Origin of the sequence: Micromonospora ferruginea (assembly GCF_013694245.2) — a bacterium.
Taxonomy (GTDB): domain Bacteria; phylum Actinomycetota; class Actinomycetes; order Mycobacteriales; family Micromonosporaceae; genus Micromonospora; species Micromonospora robiginosa.
In genome coordinates this window covers 1,068,746-1,086,617 of the sequence record NZ_CP059322.2, presented here as the reverse complement: position 1 = coordinate 1,086,617, position 17,872 = coordinate 1,068,746, and the positions used below count along the sequence as shown (strand labels likewise).

7 protein-coding genes and 1 pseudogene are annotated in these 17,872 nt (G+C 73.8%); 4 read left to right on the top strand and 4 right to left on the bottom strand.

Annotated features, from left to right (window positions below):
- The first annotated feature begins 124 nt into the window (after positions 1–124).
- Genes H1D33_RS04940 through H1D33_RS04930 form a run of 3 tightly spaced genes read left to right on the top strand, consistent with a single transcriptional unit; the run spans position 125 to position 9,988 of the window.
- The gene (locus H1D33_RS04940) at positions 125–715 is read left to right on the top strand and encodes a hypothetical protein (protein ID WP_181569188.1); all 591 of its coding nucleotides are present in this window, start codon (positions 125–127) and stop codon (positions 713–715) included.
- Positions 715–1,785 carry a BtrH N-terminal domain-containing protein gene (locus H1D33_RS04935; RefSeq protein ID WP_181569189.1) on the top strand — a complete coding sequence of 357 codons (1,071 nt, stop codon included), beginning with the start codon at positions 715–717 and terminating at the stop codon, positions 1,783–1,785. Before H1D33_RS04940 ends, H1D33_RS04935 begins: the two co-directional genes overlap by 1 nt.
- Before the next feature lie 43 nt (positions 1,786–1,828).
- The gene (locus H1D33_RS04930; RefSeq protein WP_181569190.1) at positions 1,829–9,988 is read left to right on the top strand and encodes a non-ribosomal peptide synthetase; all 8,160 of its coding nucleotides are present in this window, start codon (positions 1,829–1,831) and stop codon (positions 9,986–9,988) included.
- A 438-nt stretch (positions 9,989–10,426) separates the two neighbouring features.
- Here the strand turns inward: H1D33_RS04930 and H1D33_RS04925 are convergent.
- The 4 genes and pseudogenes from H1D33_RS04925 to H1D33_RS04910 form a co-directional block, all read right to left on the bottom strand.
- Positions 10,427–10,624, bottom strand: a pseudogene (locus H1D33_RS04925) (MbtH family protein); the annotation flags it as partial.
- 46 nt (positions 10,625–10,670) lie between these two features.
- Complete coding sequence (locus H1D33_RS04920; RefSeq protein ID WP_181569192.1) at positions 10,671–11,054, bottom strand: VOC family protein; 384 nt, start codon at positions 11,052–11,054, stop codon at positions 10,671–10,673.
- Between the two features lie 4 nt (positions 11,055–11,058).
- Positions 11,059–15,618 carry a non-ribosomal peptide synthetase gene (locus H1D33_RS04915; protein WP_181569193.1) on the bottom strand — a complete coding sequence of 1,520 codons (4,560 nt, stop codon included), beginning with the start codon at positions 15,616–15,618 and terminating at the stop codon, positions 11,059–11,061.
- A 127-nt stretch (positions 15,619–15,745) separates the two neighbouring features.
- Positions 15,746–16,324: an LmbU family transcriptional regulator gene (locus H1D33_RS04910; protein ID WP_181569194.1), complete on the bottom strand. Its 579-nt coding sequence runs from the start codon at positions 16,322–16,324 to the stop codon at positions 15,746–15,748.
- A gap of 472 nt (positions 16,325–16,796) precedes the next feature.
- Here H1D33_RS04910 and H1D33_RS04905 point away from each other — a divergent pair, with 472 nt between their 5' ends.
- Complete coding sequence (locus tag H1D33_RS04905; protein WP_181569195.1) at positions 16,797–17,840, top strand: glycosyltransferase family 2 protein; 1,044 nt, start codon at positions 16,797–16,799, stop codon at positions 17,838–17,840.
- Positions 17,841–17,872 lie beyond the last annotated feature (32 nt).

Here is a 17,872-nt window from a genome sequence, read left to right as displayed (position 1 = left end):
CGGAAATTCGTTGTCCCGCCGGCGGGACACACCTCGCCGACCAGGCTTGACGCGCGCCTCGCGAGCTGCACAGACTCCGCTCGTCGACATTCCAGATTCCATAAGAGTCAATGTTTGGACTGCCATGACACATGTGCTGGAAATGGCTACCTTCCGCGCCGAGATGGTCGACCTGTCAGCCTGTTTCAACAACACCGCGGCAACCACGCCGGAGACCACCGGCGCGGGTGGCCTCAACGTGTGGCGCAACTCGTTTCCGATCGAGGAGCTGCCCGACGCCACCGAGGTGTTCCGCCCGGGCGCGGTGCCGTTCCGTTTCCCGCGCACGGGGCCGGGCCGGCTGGACAACGTGGTCTGCGCCGGGCAGCGCATCGACCTGCGGCCGGCACGGTACGACTGGATCTACCTGCTGGCCTGCGCCGAACGTCGGATCGAGGACGTCGTGCACCTGCACTACCGCGACGGCTCCGTCGACGAGGAGTGGCTACGCGTCTCGGACTTCTGGCCCGCGTCGCCGCCGCGCTTCGGTGAACTGGAGGCGGTGCGCTGCGACCGCATTCACTTTCCACGCCACGTCCAGCCGGGCATCGGGCCGAGGATCTGGCAGCAACGGCTGCCCGTGCCACGCCAGGAGGAGCTCGTGTATCTGCGCCTGCCCGACAACATCGCCGTGCACATCTTCGCGATGACAGCCGTGTCCAACGGGTGGCGGTGATGAGGGTACTGCTGGACGAGCCGCCTTTCTGGTTCCACGACCTCGGCAACTGCCTGCACGACTGCCTCGCGGTCCTGCTGCTGGCGCGCGGCTTCGATCCGGTCGAGGCGCTCGGCGCGGTGTGGCAGTTCCACCACGACCCCGCCCAGGTGCGGGGTGAGGAGTTCTACCATCCCACGCCGCGGCCGACACTGGGCGAGACGATGTTCCCGTTCCACCCGGTGCGTGCCCGTTGGACGCACCCGACAGACGGCGCGGCGGGCTGGGACGGACTGCGGCAGTCGCTGCGCGAGGGCCGCCTCGCGATCGCCGCCGTGGACAACTTCCACATGCCGATCCGGCCCGCCTTCGGCGACGTGCACGCCGCGCACCTCGTGGTGGTCTGGGGATACGACGACGACACGGGCGAGGCGTACGTGCTGGAGCCCACCCCGCCGCTGTACCGCGGTCCCATCCCGATCGCCGACTTCCTCCGCGCGCGTGGTTCGGGCAACGAGGCGCGGCCCGAGACCCGCGACTACTTCTTCGCCGGCCCCCGCATCGCGCACCGCTGGATCGACGTGGAGTTCACCGGCCCACCGCCGGTCACCGACGCCGCCTGGGTAGCGGCCGTCATCAGGTCCAACGTGGACGAATTCCGGGACCCCACGCCGTCGCCGGCCGGCCGTGGCGGCCTGGACGGGCTGCGGCACTGGCTCGGCGACATCCGTGACCGCGCCCACGGCGGGAACGCGGAGGTCGCCGCCGGGGCGCTCGGCGAGCTGTACGGCGTCGGCTGGGCGGCCCAGGGAGCGGCCGCGCTGCACGCGGACTTCCTGCGCGCCGCCGGACGTCGCCTCGGCCGTGACGAGCTGGCACAGGCCGGCCGGCAGGTCGACCGTCTCGCCAACGAGTGGACCGCGCTGCGTGTCTTCGGCGCGCACGGCTCCACCGGAGCGCTGCGCGTCGCCGAACAGCTCGGGCCGCGCAGCCGACGGCTGCTGGCCGGCCTCGAGGAGGCCCTGGACCGCCTCGACGCCACGGCGGCGGCGCTCGTATCCGAACCGGCGGTGGCCGGCGCGGCCCGCTAGCGCGGACCTCCATTCGCACACCACGCGAGGATTGGGTTGGCACATGGCACTGCACCACGGGTCCGCGCCGTTGCTCGACGTTCTGTGGCGGCGCGCGGAGCGGGAGCCGGAGCGGGTCGGATACCTGGAGGCGGTCGACGGCGACGAGCCGCTGCGCGGACTGTCGTACGCCCGCCTCGCCGGCCGCGTCGAGGAGGTGGCGACGGCGCTGCGGGCGGGCGGCGTGCGACCCGGGGAACGTGTCGCGCTCGCCCTGCCGGGCGGGTTGGAGTATCTCGTCCGGCTGCTCGGCTGCCTCGCCGCCGGTGCTGTCGCCGTGCCGCTGCCGCCGCGGGCCCGGGCCCGCGACGAGGACGAGTCACCACGGGCGCGGCTCGCCGCCCATCCGGTCGTACGCGCCAGCGGCGCCGTCGCCGCGTTCACCGCGCCGGACCTGCTCGACCTGCGTGTCACTGCCGACCTCACACATGCCACGCCGGCTCCCGAGGGCGTGGCCGTGTTGCAGTACACCTCCGGCTCCACCGGCGTGCCGAAGGGCGTGATGGTGACGCACGACAGCATCGCGCACAACCTCGCCGCGATCACGTCGGGCATGTCGCTGACCGAGGCCGACCGCGGCCTGGTCTGGCTGCCGCCGTACCACGACATGGGCCTCTTCGGTGGTCTGCTGTCGCCGGTGTGGTCCGGCATGTCGATGACGCTGCTGTCCACGGAGGCTTTCGCGCGGCGACCGCTGTCGTGGCTGCGGCTGGTGAGCGAGCACCGGGTGACGTTGTCCGGCGGTCCGAACTTCGCCTTCGACGCGTGCGTCGACCGGATCCCGGCCCAGGAGCGGGCCGCGCTGGACCTGTCCGCGTGGGAGATCGCCTTCGTCGGCGCGGAGCCGGTCCGAGCCCGCACCCTGCGCCGCTTCGCCGAGGCGTTCGCCGTCGCGGGCTTCCGGCCGGAGGCGTTCTACCCGTGCTACGGCATGGCCGAGACGACGCTCATCATCAGCGGCGGACGCCGTGGCGGCGGGCTGCGCACGCTGCCGCCCGACCGGCCGCGCCGACCCGAGCAGGTTTCCTGCGGCCCCGCTCTCGGCGGACTGCGGGTGCGGGCCGTCGACCCGGACACGGGCGTCGAGATGCCTCCCGGGGACGTCGGTGAACTCGTGGTCAGCGGACCGAGCGTGACACGCGGCTACTGGCGCGACGAGGCCGCGACGGCCGCCGTGTACGGGTCGGACGGGCTGCGCACCGGGGATCTCGGCCGGATCGTGGACGGCGAGGTCTACCTCACCGGTCGCCGCAAGGACACCATCGTCGTGCGCGGCCGCAACCTCGCGCCCGAGGACATCGAGGAGGTGGCCCGTGCCGCGGACCCGGCGCTGTCGGGCAGCGTCGTCGCCGCGTTCGCCGTCGACGACGGCACCGAGCGGCTCGTGCTCGCCGCCGAGACGCCGACGCGCGGCCCCGACGCCGCCGATCCCGGTCCGCTGCTGGCGCGCCTGCGCGCCGCGATCGGCGATGCCTTCGGTGTGCAGCCCCACGCCGTGCTCGCCGTACGGCGGGGCAGCCTGCCCCGCACCACCAGCGGCAAGGTGCGGCGTTCGGTCAGCCGCGACCGGTACCTCGAGGGCACGCTGCGGGTGCTCGCGGAGGACCGGCTGCGTGACGCGCCGGCGCAGACGCCGCCGCTGCCGAGCCGGGCCGAACTCGACGCGTTGCCCACCGACGAGCGGGTCGCCGCGGTGGCCGCCGCGCTGCGCGCCCGGCTGGCCGCGTTCGTCGCGCCGTCCGGAGAACGGCCCGACGATCTGCTGGACGGCGACGCCTCGCCGGTCGCCGCCGGGTTGGACTCGCTCGCGATGGCCCAGCTTCACGGCGACCTGACCGCAGCATGGGACGTCGGGCTGCCGATGTCGGCGCTGAGCGCCGCGGCGTCCGTCACCGAGCTGGCCGGGGCCGTCGTCGCGCACTGGCCCACCGGCACCGGGCCGGGCGTGCGGCCCGGCGCCCAGCCCGGGCAGTCGCCGGACGACGAGACGGGCGAGAGCATCGCCGAGGCGAACCTTGCCGCGACGCGGTATCTGGAGCAGCGTCGCCCGGGCACGTCCATGTACGTCCTCGGCCGGGCCTTCCGGCTGCCCACCGACGCCGACCTCGACGCGCTGCGGGCGACGCTGCGTCTGCTCGGGGCGCGGCACCCGGCGCTGCTCGGCACCCCGCCCGGCAGGTCCACCCCGACCGGCGAGCTGCCGTTGCACACCGTCGACGCGCGCGGACGCGACCGGGCCGAGGTCGCCGCGCTCGTACAGGCCGCCGCGCGCGCGCCGTTCGGGCCCGGCGAGGCGCGGCTGCGCGCCACCGTCGTCGACGCCGGCGTCGACCGGTTCCTGGCACTCGCCGCGCACCACACCGCAGTGGACCTGTGGTCGGCATCGATCCTGGTCGGCGAGTTCGCCGCCGCGTACCGCGCCTTCGCCGCGGGCCGGACGCCGGAGCTGCCGCCCTCCGGTCCCCCGCCAGGGGCCACGACGGCCCGCGGCGCCGACCGGGCGGCGCTACGTGACTGGTGGGCCCGCACCCTGCGGGAGCACGAGGACGCGGCGTTGCCGGTCGACCGGACCGGCGGCGGCGCGCCCGGCGGGCCCGCCGGGGCGGTGCGCGGCCTCCTGCCCGGGGTGACCCGCGACGACGTCGCCAGGGCCGCCGCCGCCCTCGGCACCACGCCGTTCACGGTGCTGTTCACCGCCGTCACCGCGGTCCTCGGCGGTTACTGCGGGGCCGGCGCGGTGACGGTCGGCGTGCCGGTGGCCGCACGCACCGACCCGGCGGTGCGGAACACCGTCGGGTTCCTCGCCAACACCCTGCCGATCCGCGTCGAGACCACCGGGGCGGTCACCGCCGCCGACCTCACCGCCCGGGCACACGCCGCGATCACCGGGGCACTGGACCATCACGAGCTGCCGTTCGCGCAGATCGTCGTCGCCGCCGGCGCGTCCCGGCCCGACGGGCGCAACCCGCTGTTCGACGTCATGTTCGTCCATCACACGCCGCCGCCGTTCGCCCCCTCCGGCACCGCGGCACTGGCCCTCGGCGCCGCCGGCGAGCGGCTCGACCTCGGCGGGCTCGTGCTCACCGCCGAGCCGGTCCTGCCGACCGACGCCCAGGTGCCGCTCTGCGTCGAGGTGGCGCACACCGACGCCGGCACCGCCATCCAGGTGCGCTACGCCGCCGACCTGTTCGACCCGGAAACCGCCACCGCCATCGGCGCCCGCTGCGCCGACGCGGTCCGCCGGGTCGTCGCCGACCCCGCCGTCCCACTCGACGCGCTGCTGGCCGACGACACCGTGACGGCGCCCGCCGCAGCGGCGGTCCCGGCCGGCCCCGACCTACTCGCCAGGATCGACCGGGTACGGCGGCGCGACGCCGTCGCCGTCCGCCACGGCGCCCGCTCGCTCACCTACGCGGCACTGGAGCGCCACAGCACCGAGGTGGCCCGCCGACTGCGCCGCCTCGGCGTCGGGCCGGAGGTCGTCGTGGGCGTCGCGGTGTCGCGCACCGAACGGCTGCCGCTGGCGCTGCTGGGCATCCTGCGGGCCGGCGGCGCGTACTGCCCGCTCGACCTCACCCTGCCGCCGGCCCGGCTCGCCGCGGTGCTCGACGAGGCCCGGCCGACCGTCGTCGTGACCGAGTCGGCACTGGTCGACCGCGTGCCGACCGGGCCGCGTCGTCTGCTGCTCGACGACCCGCACGACAGCGGGGACGGCGCCGCCGGGCTCCCACCGCCGCTGCCGCCCGCCGTCGTGCATCCCGACCAGCTCGCCTACGTGCTGTTCACCTCCGGCTCCACGGGCCGGCCGAAGAGCGTCGCGCTCACCCACCGCGGGCTCGCCGCGTTCGCCGCGTGGGGTGTCGAGGCGTACCGCGCCGACGAGTGGCGGGGGGTGCTCGCCGGCACGCCGCTGAGCTTCGACCTGTCCGTCTTCGAACTGCTCGTCCCGCTCGCCGCCGGCGGGACCGTCGTCGTCGCCGGCCACGCGCTGGACCTGCCCCGGCTGCCGGGCCGCGAGCACCTGACCCTGCTCAACACCGTGCCTTCCATCGCCGCGCACCTGCTGCTGGACGGGTTGCCGGCAGGAGCCGGCACCGTGAACCTCGCCGGAGAGCCGCTGCCGGCCCGACTCGCCGCCGAACTGCACCGGCAGGGCGTGCGGCGCGTCGTCAACCTCTACGGCCCGACCGAGGCGACGACGTACGCCACCGGCGGTGAGGTCGACCCGTCCGGCAGTCGACTCGTCGACATCGGCACCGGGCTGCCGGCGGTCACGGCGGTGGTGCGTACCCCCTCCGGCCGGCCGGCCGGCGACGGGGTCGTCGGCGAGCTGCACCTCGGCGGCCCCCACCTGGCCCGCGGCTACCTCGGCCGCCCCGCCGGCACTGCCGAGCTGTTCGTTCCCGATCCCGCGGGCGGGGGCCGGCGCGAGTACCGCAGCGGCGACCTCGCCCGCCGCCGACCCGACGGCACGCTGCTGTACCTCGGCCGCACGGACCGGCAGGTCAAGGTGCGCGGCGTTCGCATCGAACTCGACGAGGTCGAAGTCGTCGTCGGCGCGTACCCGGGCGTCGCGGAGGCGGCGGTCGGCGTGCATCGACCGACCGCGTCCGACGCCCTGCTCGTCGCCTACGTCACCGGCGCGGCGACCGATGCCGAGCTGCGCGAGCACGCCGCCGCGCGGCTGCCCGCGACGATGGTGCCGGCCCGCTGGATCCGCCTCGACCGGCTGCCGCGCAACCGGCACGGCAAACTCGACCGGGCGGCCCTGGCCGCCGTGCCCGTGCCGGCGGCCGAGCCCGGCGCGGAGCGGCCGGCCAGCCCCACCGAGCGCCTCGTCGCCGGCGTGTGGGCGGAGGTGCTCGGCACGGACCGGCCCACCCCGGACACCGACTTCGTCGGTGCGGGCGGGCACTCGCTGCTCGCCATGCGGCTCGTGGCGCGGCTGGAGGAGCGCACCGGTGCCCGCATCACCCTCGACCGCCTGTTCGACGCGCCGACCGTCGCCGGGGTGGCCGCGCTCGTCGAGAAGGCACTCGTCGCGACGACGCCCGTCTTGACGGAGCCCGTCGAGACGGTGGAGTCGCACCCGCTGACATTCACGCAGGAACGCATGTGGCTGCTGCACGCGCTCGACCCGGACAGCGCGGCCTACCACGTCGCCGCCGAGGTCCGCTTCGACGGTCCGCTCGACGGTGCCCGGCTGGAGCGCGCGCTGCGGTCCGTCGTCGACCGCCATGCCGGGCTGCGCGCGCACCTCGCGCTCGACGGCGCCGCGCAGCGCGTTCTTCCCGCCGACGGCGTGCCGTGGGTCGCACTGCCCGCGCACGACGTGCCCGCCGACGACGCCGACGCGCTCGTGGCCCGGCTCGCCCGGGAGCCCTTCGACCTCACCGCCGCGCCGCCGTGGCGAATCCGCCTGCTGCGGGTCGCGCCGGAGCGCCACCGTCTCGTCTTCGTCGCCCACCACGCGATCTGCGACGGCTGGTCGCTGGAGCTGCTCGCCGGGGATCTGACCCGGGCCTACCGCACGGACGCTCCGCTGCCCGCCGCCGGCTCCGTCGCACACGTCGCGGCGGCGCAGCGTCGGCGGTGGGCCGACACCGGCCGGGCCGAGCTGGACTGGTGGCGCGAGCGCCTCGACGGCCTGCCCGCCCTGCGCCTGCCCGCCCACCGGCGGCCGGCGGGCGACGCGCGACGGCCGGCCGGGCAGGTCCACCACGAGCTGCCCGCCGACGTCACCGCCGGCCTCACCGCGCTCGCGCGGACCGTCGACGCCACGCCGTTCACCGCCCTCGCCGCCCTCCTCGCCGCCGCCCTCGGCGGACACGCCGGGCAGGACCGATTCGGCATCGGCATGGCCGTCGCCGGGCGCAGCGGCGCCGGCACCGCCGACGTGTTCGGCTGCCTCGCCAACACCGTCGTGCTGCGCGCCGACCTGACCGGCGCGCCGTCGATGCGTGAGCTGGTGACGAGGATGCGCCGTGAGCTCGTCGGCGCGCTGGCCCACGGCGACGCACCGTTCGCCGACGTGGTCCGTGCCGCCGCGGCCGGGAGCGCGGCGACCACCCCATTGTTTCAGGTGATGCTGGGCGATCAGCCAGCCGACGTGTCCGTCGACCTCGACGGGGTGACGGCCCGGACGGTTCCGCTGTCCACCGGCACGGCGAAATTCGACCTCAGCGTGCTCACCGAGACGCTGCCCGGGGGTGCCGTCCGGTTGGCCGTCGAGTTCGACGCGGAGATGTTCGACGCGGCCACCGTCCAGCGCTTCACGGAACGCGCCGGCCGGCTGGCCGCCGCCGCCGTCGACGCGCCTGACCAGCCACTCTCGCACCTGCCGCTCGCGGACGCCGCCGACCTGGCGCTGGTCGACGACTGGGGAGACGGCGGGCCGCTCCCGGACCTCGGCACCGGTTGGCTGCACGAGGCCGTCCTCACCGCCGCGGCTCGGGTGCCGGACCGGATCGCGGTCGCGGCGGCGGGCGTGTCCCTGACGTACCGCGCGCTGCGCCGCCGGGTCGCGCAGCTCGCCGCCGGGCTGCGGGCGCGCGGCATCGGCACCGAGGACCTGGTCGCGATCTGTCACTCGCGCACGGTGGACCTGCCGGTGGCGATGCTCGGCGTGCTCGCAGCCGGCGCCGCGTACCTGCCGGTGCGGGACAACGACCCGCCGGAGCGGCGCGCCGCGATGCTCCACGACGCCCGGGCGCGGCTGGTACTGGCCGACGCGGAGACCGCGAGCTGGCTCGACGGGTACGGCGTGCCGGTGGTGAGCGTCGACGAACTCGTCGCCACCCCCGAGAGCGCCACCAGCACGGCGGATCCGGCCCCGCTGGTCGACCCCCGCCAGCTCGCCTATGTGCTGTACACCTCCGGCTCGACCGGGCGTCCGAAGGGCGTCGGCGTGACCCACGAGGGCGCCCTGGCCCGGATCGGCTGGGGCATCGCCACCTTCGACCGGCACGAGCTGGCCGGGCTGCTCGCCGCCACCTCGATCGTGTTCGACCTCTCGCTGTTCGAGCTGTTCACGCCGCTGACGGCGGGGGGCACGGTGGTGCTGGCCGAGTCGGTGCTCGACCTGCCGGCGCTGCCGGACCGCGACCGGGTCACCATGGTCACGACGGTGCCCTCGGGCATGTCGGCGCTGCTGGACATCGACGGCTGGCCCGCGACCGTGCACACCGTCGGGCTCGGCGGGGAGGCGCTGTCGCCGCGACTGGCCCGGCGCGTGTGGGAACGCGGACCCCGACGGGTGGTGAACCTCTACGGCACCACCGAGGACAGCTTCTGCTCGACGTGGGTGGAGCTGCACCCCGACGACGTCCTGATCACCACCGGGCGGCCCCTTCCGGGCTCGCGCGTCGTCGTGGCCAACGCGGCGCTGCTGCCCGTGCCGCCCGGCGTGCCCGGTGAGATCGTGTCGGCGGGTGCGGGCGTGTCCCGCGGGTATCTCGGCCGCCCCGGACTCACCGCGGACGTCTTCGTGCCCGATCCGGCCGGCCCGCCCGGGCATCGGCAGTACCGCACCGGTGACCACGGCCGGTGGACCGCGGCCGGACTGGAGGTGGCCGGCCGCCTCGACCATCAGGTGAAGATCCGCGGGCACCGTGTCGAGCTGGGAGAGGTCGAGGCGGCGATCGCCGCGGTGCCCGGGGTCGCCGAGACGGTGGCGCTCGTCGACGGTGTCCCCGGCGCGTCCACCCGCCGACTCGTGGCTTTCGTGCGTCCGGACGGCGAGCACGGGGTGCTCGACACCGCCGGCGTGCGGGCCGAACTGCGTCGCCGGCTGCCCGACTACATGGTGCCCGCCGCGTTCGTGTTCCTCGACGTCATGCCACGGACGCCGTCGGGCAAGCTCGACCGGGCGGCCCTGGCAGCGCTGCCGATCTCCGGGGCGGAGGGCACGGCGGCCCCCGGCGACGCGCCACGGGGGCAGACGGAGACCGAGGTCGCGCTGCTCTGGCAGGGCATGACCGGCGCGTCCCGGGTGACCCGCGACGACCGGTTCTTCGAGCTCGGCGGCGACTCCCTGCTCGCCGCCCGGATGACCACGCGGCTCAACGACCGCTTCGGGGTGGCGGTGCCGCTGCGGCAGATCTTCGAGGACGACCGGCTCGCGGCCTTCGCCCGGCGGATCGACGAGGGGCTGCGAGCCGGGTGAGCCGCGACGTGAACGGGGCCCGGCCACGCGATGTGGCCGGGCCCCGCCGGTCGTGGCTCAGCGCCGCCGCAGTCGGGCGCGTCCGGTCAGCGTGGCGACGTCGACGGTGGCCGCGCAGCTCACGTCGACGAAGTCCAACGTCAGCTCGCCGTCGAGAGTGAGGCTGTCGGCGCCCGCGTCCAGGTCGGCGCGAGGGCCGTCGAGGCCGCCGGTGAGGCTCACCCCGAGCTCGGCGCCGCCGTCGGTCTGCGGGAATCGGAGGTGCACGTAGCCGGCGACGAGAGCCTCCCGCAGCCGCTCGGGCGAGGGGGACGGACGCAGCACCAGCTCGACCGGATGGTCGCCGGCGCAGAGCCGGGTCACGAGGTCGGGCCCGTCGTCACCGGCGACGACAGGTGCGGGGGCCGGCGCCGCCGCAGACCCCTCGGCGGCTCGTTCGGCGAGGGCGCGGCGCAGGCTCAACGGCCGCATGTCGGTCCACGCCTGGTCGATGTGGGCCAGGCAGTCCTCGCGCGCGCCGACGAAGCCGGTGTGATACCAGCCCTGCGGCGGTTCCAACCGGGCAGGCCAGACCGAGTACTGCTCCTCGTCGTTGCGCACCACCTGGTACGCGTCGTGGTCGATGGCGCTGGTCATGAACGGATCTCCCTCCGTGGCCGATTCGGCGGGCCGGCCGGGCCGGTCAGTCCCGCACGCACAACTCGTTGCCCTCCGGATCCGCGAGCACGGTCCAGTCGTCGTGCTCGCTGAGCACGGAGGCGCCGAGGGCGACGAGCCGGGCGACCTCGTCCGGGCGGTCCTCGGCACGCAGATCGAGGTGGACGCGGTTCTTGGTGATCTTCGGCTCGGGCTCGAGCACGAAGAAGAACCGCGGTCGCACACCGGGCGCGGCCTCGACGAGGACCGTCGGGTCGTCCTCGGGGTCGAAGATGCCCTCACCGGCCAGACGGGCGAGTTCCTCCTCGTCGTAGGGCGCGACGGCGTACCCGTCCAACGCCGCGGCCCAGAACCGGGCCAGCGACGCGGGGTGGCGGCTTTCGACGACGACATCGTGGATGGTGGCCATCGCGTCAGCCTGCCACGTCCGGCGCGTCAGCCCGCGCCTCGGCGGCGAGGGCCAGTGTGGGATCGACGGCGGCGAGAACCGCGAGGTACTCCTCGATCAACCGGCGTACCACCTGCGCGGGGTAGACGTCGGTGGCGTGGGTGACGGTGCCGTGCAGCCCGTCGGACCGCAGCTCCAATGCCACCGCCAGTTCGACGTCGGCGCGCCCGGTGTCGACGTCGACCACGCCGATCGCCACACCGGGCGCGGGGCGCAGTTCGGCGGCGTCGGTGAGCAGGTCGAAGGTCACCGGCGACGCCGCCGCACCGGGCACGACGGACAGCGGCACCCGCTGGTCGGCGTAGGCGTCGACGACGACCTCGTTGACGCGGCGCAGCACCTCGCCGAACGTCGGGTCGCCGCTCAGGTCGGCGCGCAGCGGCAGGGTGTTGACGAAGTGGCCGACGAGCGCCGGGGTGCCCGGCTCGACCCGGTTGGCCAGCGGCACCCCGACCACCAGGTCGATGCCGCCGGTGAGGCGGTGCAGCGTCACGACGAACGCGGCGAACAGCAGCACGAAGGGAGTGACACCGGCCTCGTCCTGAAGCGCCCGCAGACGGGGCTCGATCGTGCCGGGCACGGTGAAGCGCAGCGCCGCGCCCGCGACACCGGGCGTCGACGTTGCCGCGGCGGTCCGTCCGGGCAGTTCCAGCGGACCTGGCGCACCGGCGAGGCGGTCGCGCCGGCGCCGCACGGCCGAGGCCGCCTCTGCCCCGGCCAGCCATTCGCGCTGGCGACGGGCGTGGTCGCGGTAGCGAACGGTCAGCGGCGGCAGGGGCCCGCCCACCTCCGCTGCGTCGCCCAGCACCAGCAGCTCCCGGGCGAGCACCGCGCGGGAGGCGCCGTCCCAGGCCAGCGGGTGGGCGGTCACGACGAGCACGTGATCGTAGTCGGACAGCCGCAGGAGAACCGCCCGTACCATCGGGCCACGGGCGGGGTCGAACGGCCGCCTGACCTCTGCCGCCACGACCTCGGCGATCGCCGCCTCGTCGGCGTCGACGACCTCGACCACCGGCTCCAGTTCGGCGTGGACGACCTGGTGCGGCTCGCCGGCGGCGGCGTCGACGGTCGTCCGCAGCGGCTCGTGGCGGCGCACGACGACGCGTACCGCGTCGAGGACCGCCTCGGGGTCGACGATGCCGGTCAGCCGGGCGGCGAGAGGCTTGTTGTACCAGCCGGCGCGCTCGGCCTGCTGCCACAGTCGCATCTGCTGCGGGGTGAGCGGAAAACGCTCCGCGTCGTCATCGCGCGGCTGCCGGGCGCCCTCGGCGTGCGGCAACCTGCCCTCCAGGTGGGTGGCGAGCGCGGCCACCGACGGCATCTGGAACAGCGTGCGCAGCGGCACCTCCACGCCGAGCACCTCGGCGATCCGCGTCTGCAGCGCCGCCAGGTGTAGCGAGTTGCCGCCGAGCTGGAAGAAGTTCTCGCGCACGTCGAGGTCGGCCACGCCGAGGACCGGCCCGAAGACGTCCTCGACCAGCCGCCGCTGGACGGCGGTGCGGGCGGTGACGGCCGGGCGGTCCTCGTCCGGCCGCGGCACGGTCAGCGTCGCGGGATCGGGCAGCGCGGCCCGGTCCACCTTGCCACTGGGCAGAAGCGGCAGCGCGTCGATCGGCACGATCACCTGCGGCACCAGGTACCCGGGCAGGAGCTGTCCGAGCCATTCGCGGATCTCGCCGGAGGTGAACCCGGCCGCACCGGCGGGCTGGACGTAGGCGACGAGGTGCCGGGAGTCGCTGGTGTCGCCGCGCACGACGACGACGGCCTGCCCGACACGAGGGTGTTGGCCGAGCGTGGCCTCGATCTCGCCGATCTCGATGCGGTAACCACGGATCTTGACCTGCCGGTCCACCCGGCCGAGGAACGACAGGACGCCGTCGGCGCGGTAGGCGGCGAGGTCGCCGGTGCGGTACAGCCGGCCGCCGGGATGGCGGGTGAACGGGTCGGGTACGAACCTGTCGGCGGTCAGGCCCGGCCGGTGCAGGTAGCCGCGGGCCAGTCCGGTGCCGCCGATGTACAGTTCGCCGCCGACGCCGACGGGCACCGGGTGGAGCCGCTCGTCGAGGACGTACGCCTGGTGGTTTGGCATCGGGGTGCCGATCGGAGGCATCCGGTCATACGGCCGGTCCAACTCCATCAGGGTCATCATGACGGTCGCCTCGGTCGGGCCGTAACCGTTGATGAGCCGCCGCCAGGGCCGCTGCCAGCGGGTCGCGAGCGGGCCACCGAACGCCTCGCAGCCGATGAACTGGATGCGCAGCGAGGGCGTCGCGTCGGCGTCGAGGAGTTCGAGCACCGCGGGCGGGATGTCGAACACCGTCACCTGCTCCGCCTGGATGAGCCGGGTGAGCGCACGCGGGTTGAGCACGGTCTCGCTGTCCGGGATGACCAGGCGGGTGCCACCGCAGAGGGCGATGAAGATCTCGAGGACGGACACGTCGAAGCAGACGGTGGCGTACTGCAGTACCGCGTCGCCCGGGTCGACGCCGATGTCGTCGAGGGTAGAGCGGATCATGTTCGCCACCGCCCGGTGCGAGATCATCACGCCCTTCGGCCGACCGGTCGAGCCGGAGGTGTAGATGACGTAGGCGAGCGCGTCCAGCGGCACCTCCGGCAGCGTGTCGGTCGGTGCGGCAGTGCCGGTCGCGGACGGCACGTCGTCGACGGCGAGCACGGGTGCCGGCTGCGCCGGCAGGACGTCGCGCAGCGCGCCGGTGGTGCACACGGCCGCCACGGCGGCGTCGCTGAGCATGCCGGCGATCCGGTCGGCGGGGTGCGTGGGGTCGAGCGGCACGTACGCGGCGCCGGCCTTGAGGATGCCGAGGATTCCCACCGGCAGCGCGACCGAGCGGTCCACGAACAGCGCGACGAGCGCGTCCGGGCCGACACCGGCGCCGCGCAGCGCACGGGCGACCAGGTCGGCACGCCGGTTCAACTCCCGGTAGGTGAGTTGGCCGTCCGGGGCGCTCACGGCGATCGTGTCGGGCCGCCGGGCCGCCGCCCGCTCGACGAGCCGGTGCAGGCTCTCCAATTCGTACGCCACGTCCGTGGAGTTCCACTCGCCGGTGACGAGCCCGGCCTCGGCGGCGTCGAGCAGCGGTAGGTCCGACACCGCTCGGTCCGGGTCCCGCGCGACCTCGGCCAGCAGCGTGGTGAAGTGCCCTGTCATCCGCTCGCAGGTCGCCGGATCGAACAGGTCGTCGTCGAACTGCAGCCGCCCGACCAGCTCACCGTCGAACTCGCGCAGGTCGATGGTGAGGTCGAACTTGGCCACGCCGTTGTCCAACTCGACCGGGCTCACCGTGAACGGGCCGAACCGCTGGTCGGCGGGTGGGCTGTTCTGCAGCACGAACATGACCTGGAACAGCGGGTTGCGGCTGGTGTCACGGTCCGGCTGCAGGTGCTCGACGAGCCGCTCGAACGGCAGTTCCTGGTGGGCGTACGCGGCCAGCGCGACCTGCCGGACACGCGCGACGGCCTGGCGGAACGTCGGGTGACCGGACAGGTCGGCGCGAAGCACGAGAGTGTTGATGAAGCACCCGATGAGCGCCTCGGTCTCCGGCGTGGTCCGGCCGGCCACCGGAGTGCCCACGACGATGTCGTTCTGGCCGCTGTAGCGCGCGAGCAGCACATTCACGGCGGTGAGCACAACCATGAACAGTGTGGCATCGCCGGCCCGGGCGACCGCGCGCAGCGCGTGGGTGGTCGCGGCCGGGATCCGGACCGGACAGGTGGTGCCGGCCAGGCGCCGCACGGCGGGGTGTGGGCGATCGGTCGGCAGCTCCACCGTGCGCGGCGCGTCGCCGAGCCGGTCGCGCCAGTGCCCGAGCAGCCGCTCCAGCCGCTCACCGCTGAGGCGTCCACGCTGCCAGGCGGCGAAGTCGCGGTACTGGATCGGCAGCGGCGGCAGCGGTGATTCCCCGCCGTCGGCGAGGGCCTGGTAGATGGTGGCGATCTCGCGGACGAGCACGTCGTCGGACCAGCCGTCGGAGATGATGTGGTGCGTCAGGTGCAACAGCAGATGCTCGTCCTCGCCGAGGCGCAGCAGCCAGGTGCGGAACAGCGGGCCGCCCGCGAGGTCGAACGTGTCGGTGCGGTGCTCGGCGACGAACCGCTCGGCGGTCGCCCGTGGGTCCGGCTCGGCGCGCAGGTCGACCGACTCCACCACGACCGGCACGTCGGCGAGCACGACTTGGCGCGGCTCGCCGCCGACGGTGGTGAAGCGGGTACGCATGATCTCGTGCCGGCGCACCACCTCGGCCAGGCTGCGTCGGAACATCTGCGGGTCGAGGGGGCCCCGCAGGCGTACGGCGAGCGGGATGGTGTTGTACGCGCTCCTGCCGCCGAGGAAACGGTCGAGCAGCCAGAGCCGCTCCTGGGAGTGAGCCAGGACGGCCGGCCCGTCGTCGGGCAGTCGGGGTATGCCGTCGGGCCCGGCGCGCCCGGCGGTCCACCGTCGCAGCAACTCCGCCCGCGCCGGGCTCAGTGCCGCCCGGCGCCCTGTGATGTCCGCCGTTCCGGCCATCGCTCACCTCCGTGGCTCGACTGTGGACCGAGTTCGGGCTCCGACCGAGCCTCGGACTGGGCCATACCGGAGCCGAGGGGCACCCGGTGTGCTCCTGCGCATGTCCCGCCGGCGGGACATGCCCGCTCTACGCCGCGGAGCTGTGCGGTGAGGCAGCCGCCTCGGCGCGCAACGCCTGCGCGGCGGCCCGGTCGAGCGCAGCGACGATCCACTCGCCGAAATCGGTGGAGCTGCGGTCGGCGGCGGCCTGCCAGCGCTCGAAGCGGTCGCTCGGCACGCTGACCCGCGGCAGCACGGCAGCGTTGGTCGCGGCGGTGGGCGCGAGGCCGCGACGGCCGGCGCGCACGTTCCGGCGCAACTGGTTGCGCGACCAGCCGTGCCGTTCGGCCTCGTCGAGCCAGTGGTCCTGCTCGGCCGGCACGAGCGACGCGACCTCCGCGTGGTGCTGGAAGCTGAGCCCGTCGCGCCGTCGACCGAGCTCGAAGCGGCGGGCGACCCAGGCGTAGTTGCGCAGTGTCTGGTAGTCCAGGTCGGCCATTTGGATCGCCTGCAGGTACCGGTCCGCGTACTTGTGCTTGCCGTACACGAGCCAGTCACCCAGGCACCACGCGGTGGAGTCGATGATCCTCGACAGCTGTCGGCCGGCACGCTCCCAGCCGTCGAAGGAGAGGTCGCCGGGGATGCGCAGACCAACTGGCGTGATCATGACCTGTCGCGCCGTGGGAGACGGCGCCGGGGTGAGGTCACCTAGGGCGACGCCCCGGTCGCGGGGCGCGGTGCACGGTTCCAAATCTCGGTGTTGCTGGGTCTCGGGACCTGACATAAAGAGCCCCCGTTCAATTGTTGACCACGAAGTCATACGTCATGGAAAAACACTGTCTTCGCGACTAAGAGGCGGCCGAATAGCACCCCTCTATGCATGGGCTGCTATCGATGTGGAGGCTACGGGGACGCGCAGTTCGCGTCAACCAAATCGTCTCACCAGATAGACAGGCACGACACGGTGACACTCCGCAACGGCATTGCACGGCGGCGCGGCGCGCGCAACCCCTGTAATCCCGGTGACTGCCGCACGACTACTTCGCGATGAGGAGGACTCGACAGACGTCGCGGCGCTGGCGAGCATGCTCTGGGTGGCCCAGACCGGGGCCGACCGGTCCCGTGGGCAGGGGTGACAGGTGACGACCGAGGGCTCCGCAGCGTCCGACGCGCCGTTGGTGAGCGTCGTGGTGCCGTGCTACAACGGCGCGGAATACATCCGGCACGCCGTCCGAAGTGCGCTTGGACAAACGTATTCGAATATCGAGGTCATCGTCGTCGACGACGGTTCTGTTGACGACAGCAGAGCTATTCTGGAAACGACTTTCGGCGACAAGATAGCGATCGTCAGCATCCCCAATGGTGGCCCCTCCGCGGCCCGCAACGTAGGGTTGCGGATGGCCCAGGGCGAATATGTGCAGTTCCTCGACGCAGACAATGTGCTGACCCCGACGAAGGTCGCCCGGTCAGTCGAGGCGTTCGCCACCGAACCGGACGCCGACATCGTTTTCACGGCCATGCACGAACCGCGCGACTACGAGTTCACCGAGACGACCACCTTCCCGGAGGAGGACCTGACGCAGACCGTCGAGCGGATTATGGAACGCACGTACGAACTGGTCTTCCCCGGGACCGGGATGCCCGCGCTGGAGACCTCCCAGCCGCTGTTCCGGCGGGACAGGTTGCTGGAGCACGGGGGCTGGGACGAGACGCTCACCGTCGTGGAGGACACCGAGCTCGTGTGTCGCATGGTGATGCGGGGCGTTCGTATCCGGCACATCCCCATGGTCGGCGTGATCTATCGCGACCACCCCGGTGACCGGGTGACCAACCGTATGCGCTTCGACAACGAAGCCTACTTCCGCTCGGTGCTAAAAATGATCAAGGTGGCCCGCGAATGCGGATGGATGCACGGAGCCGTCCAGAGCTTTTCGATGCGGTATCTGGTCTGGATCGCCGGGCTTGAATGCGTCCGGCAGGGCAAGCGCGACCACGCCCGGCGTTACCTGGCGGTCGCCCGCGAAATCAGTCCGGCCCTGCCCGGCCCGCTGCCGTTCCGGGCGGCGGTGAGGGTACTCGGCCCGCTCGGCGCCCTCAGCGTCGTCGGTGTCCTCGTCAACCTCGCCTTGAGAATCGCGCCCCACCGCACCCGGGCGGCTCTCGGCATCCCGGAGCCGGACTGATCTGACGGAGCAGGAAACAGGAAGGGAGCACC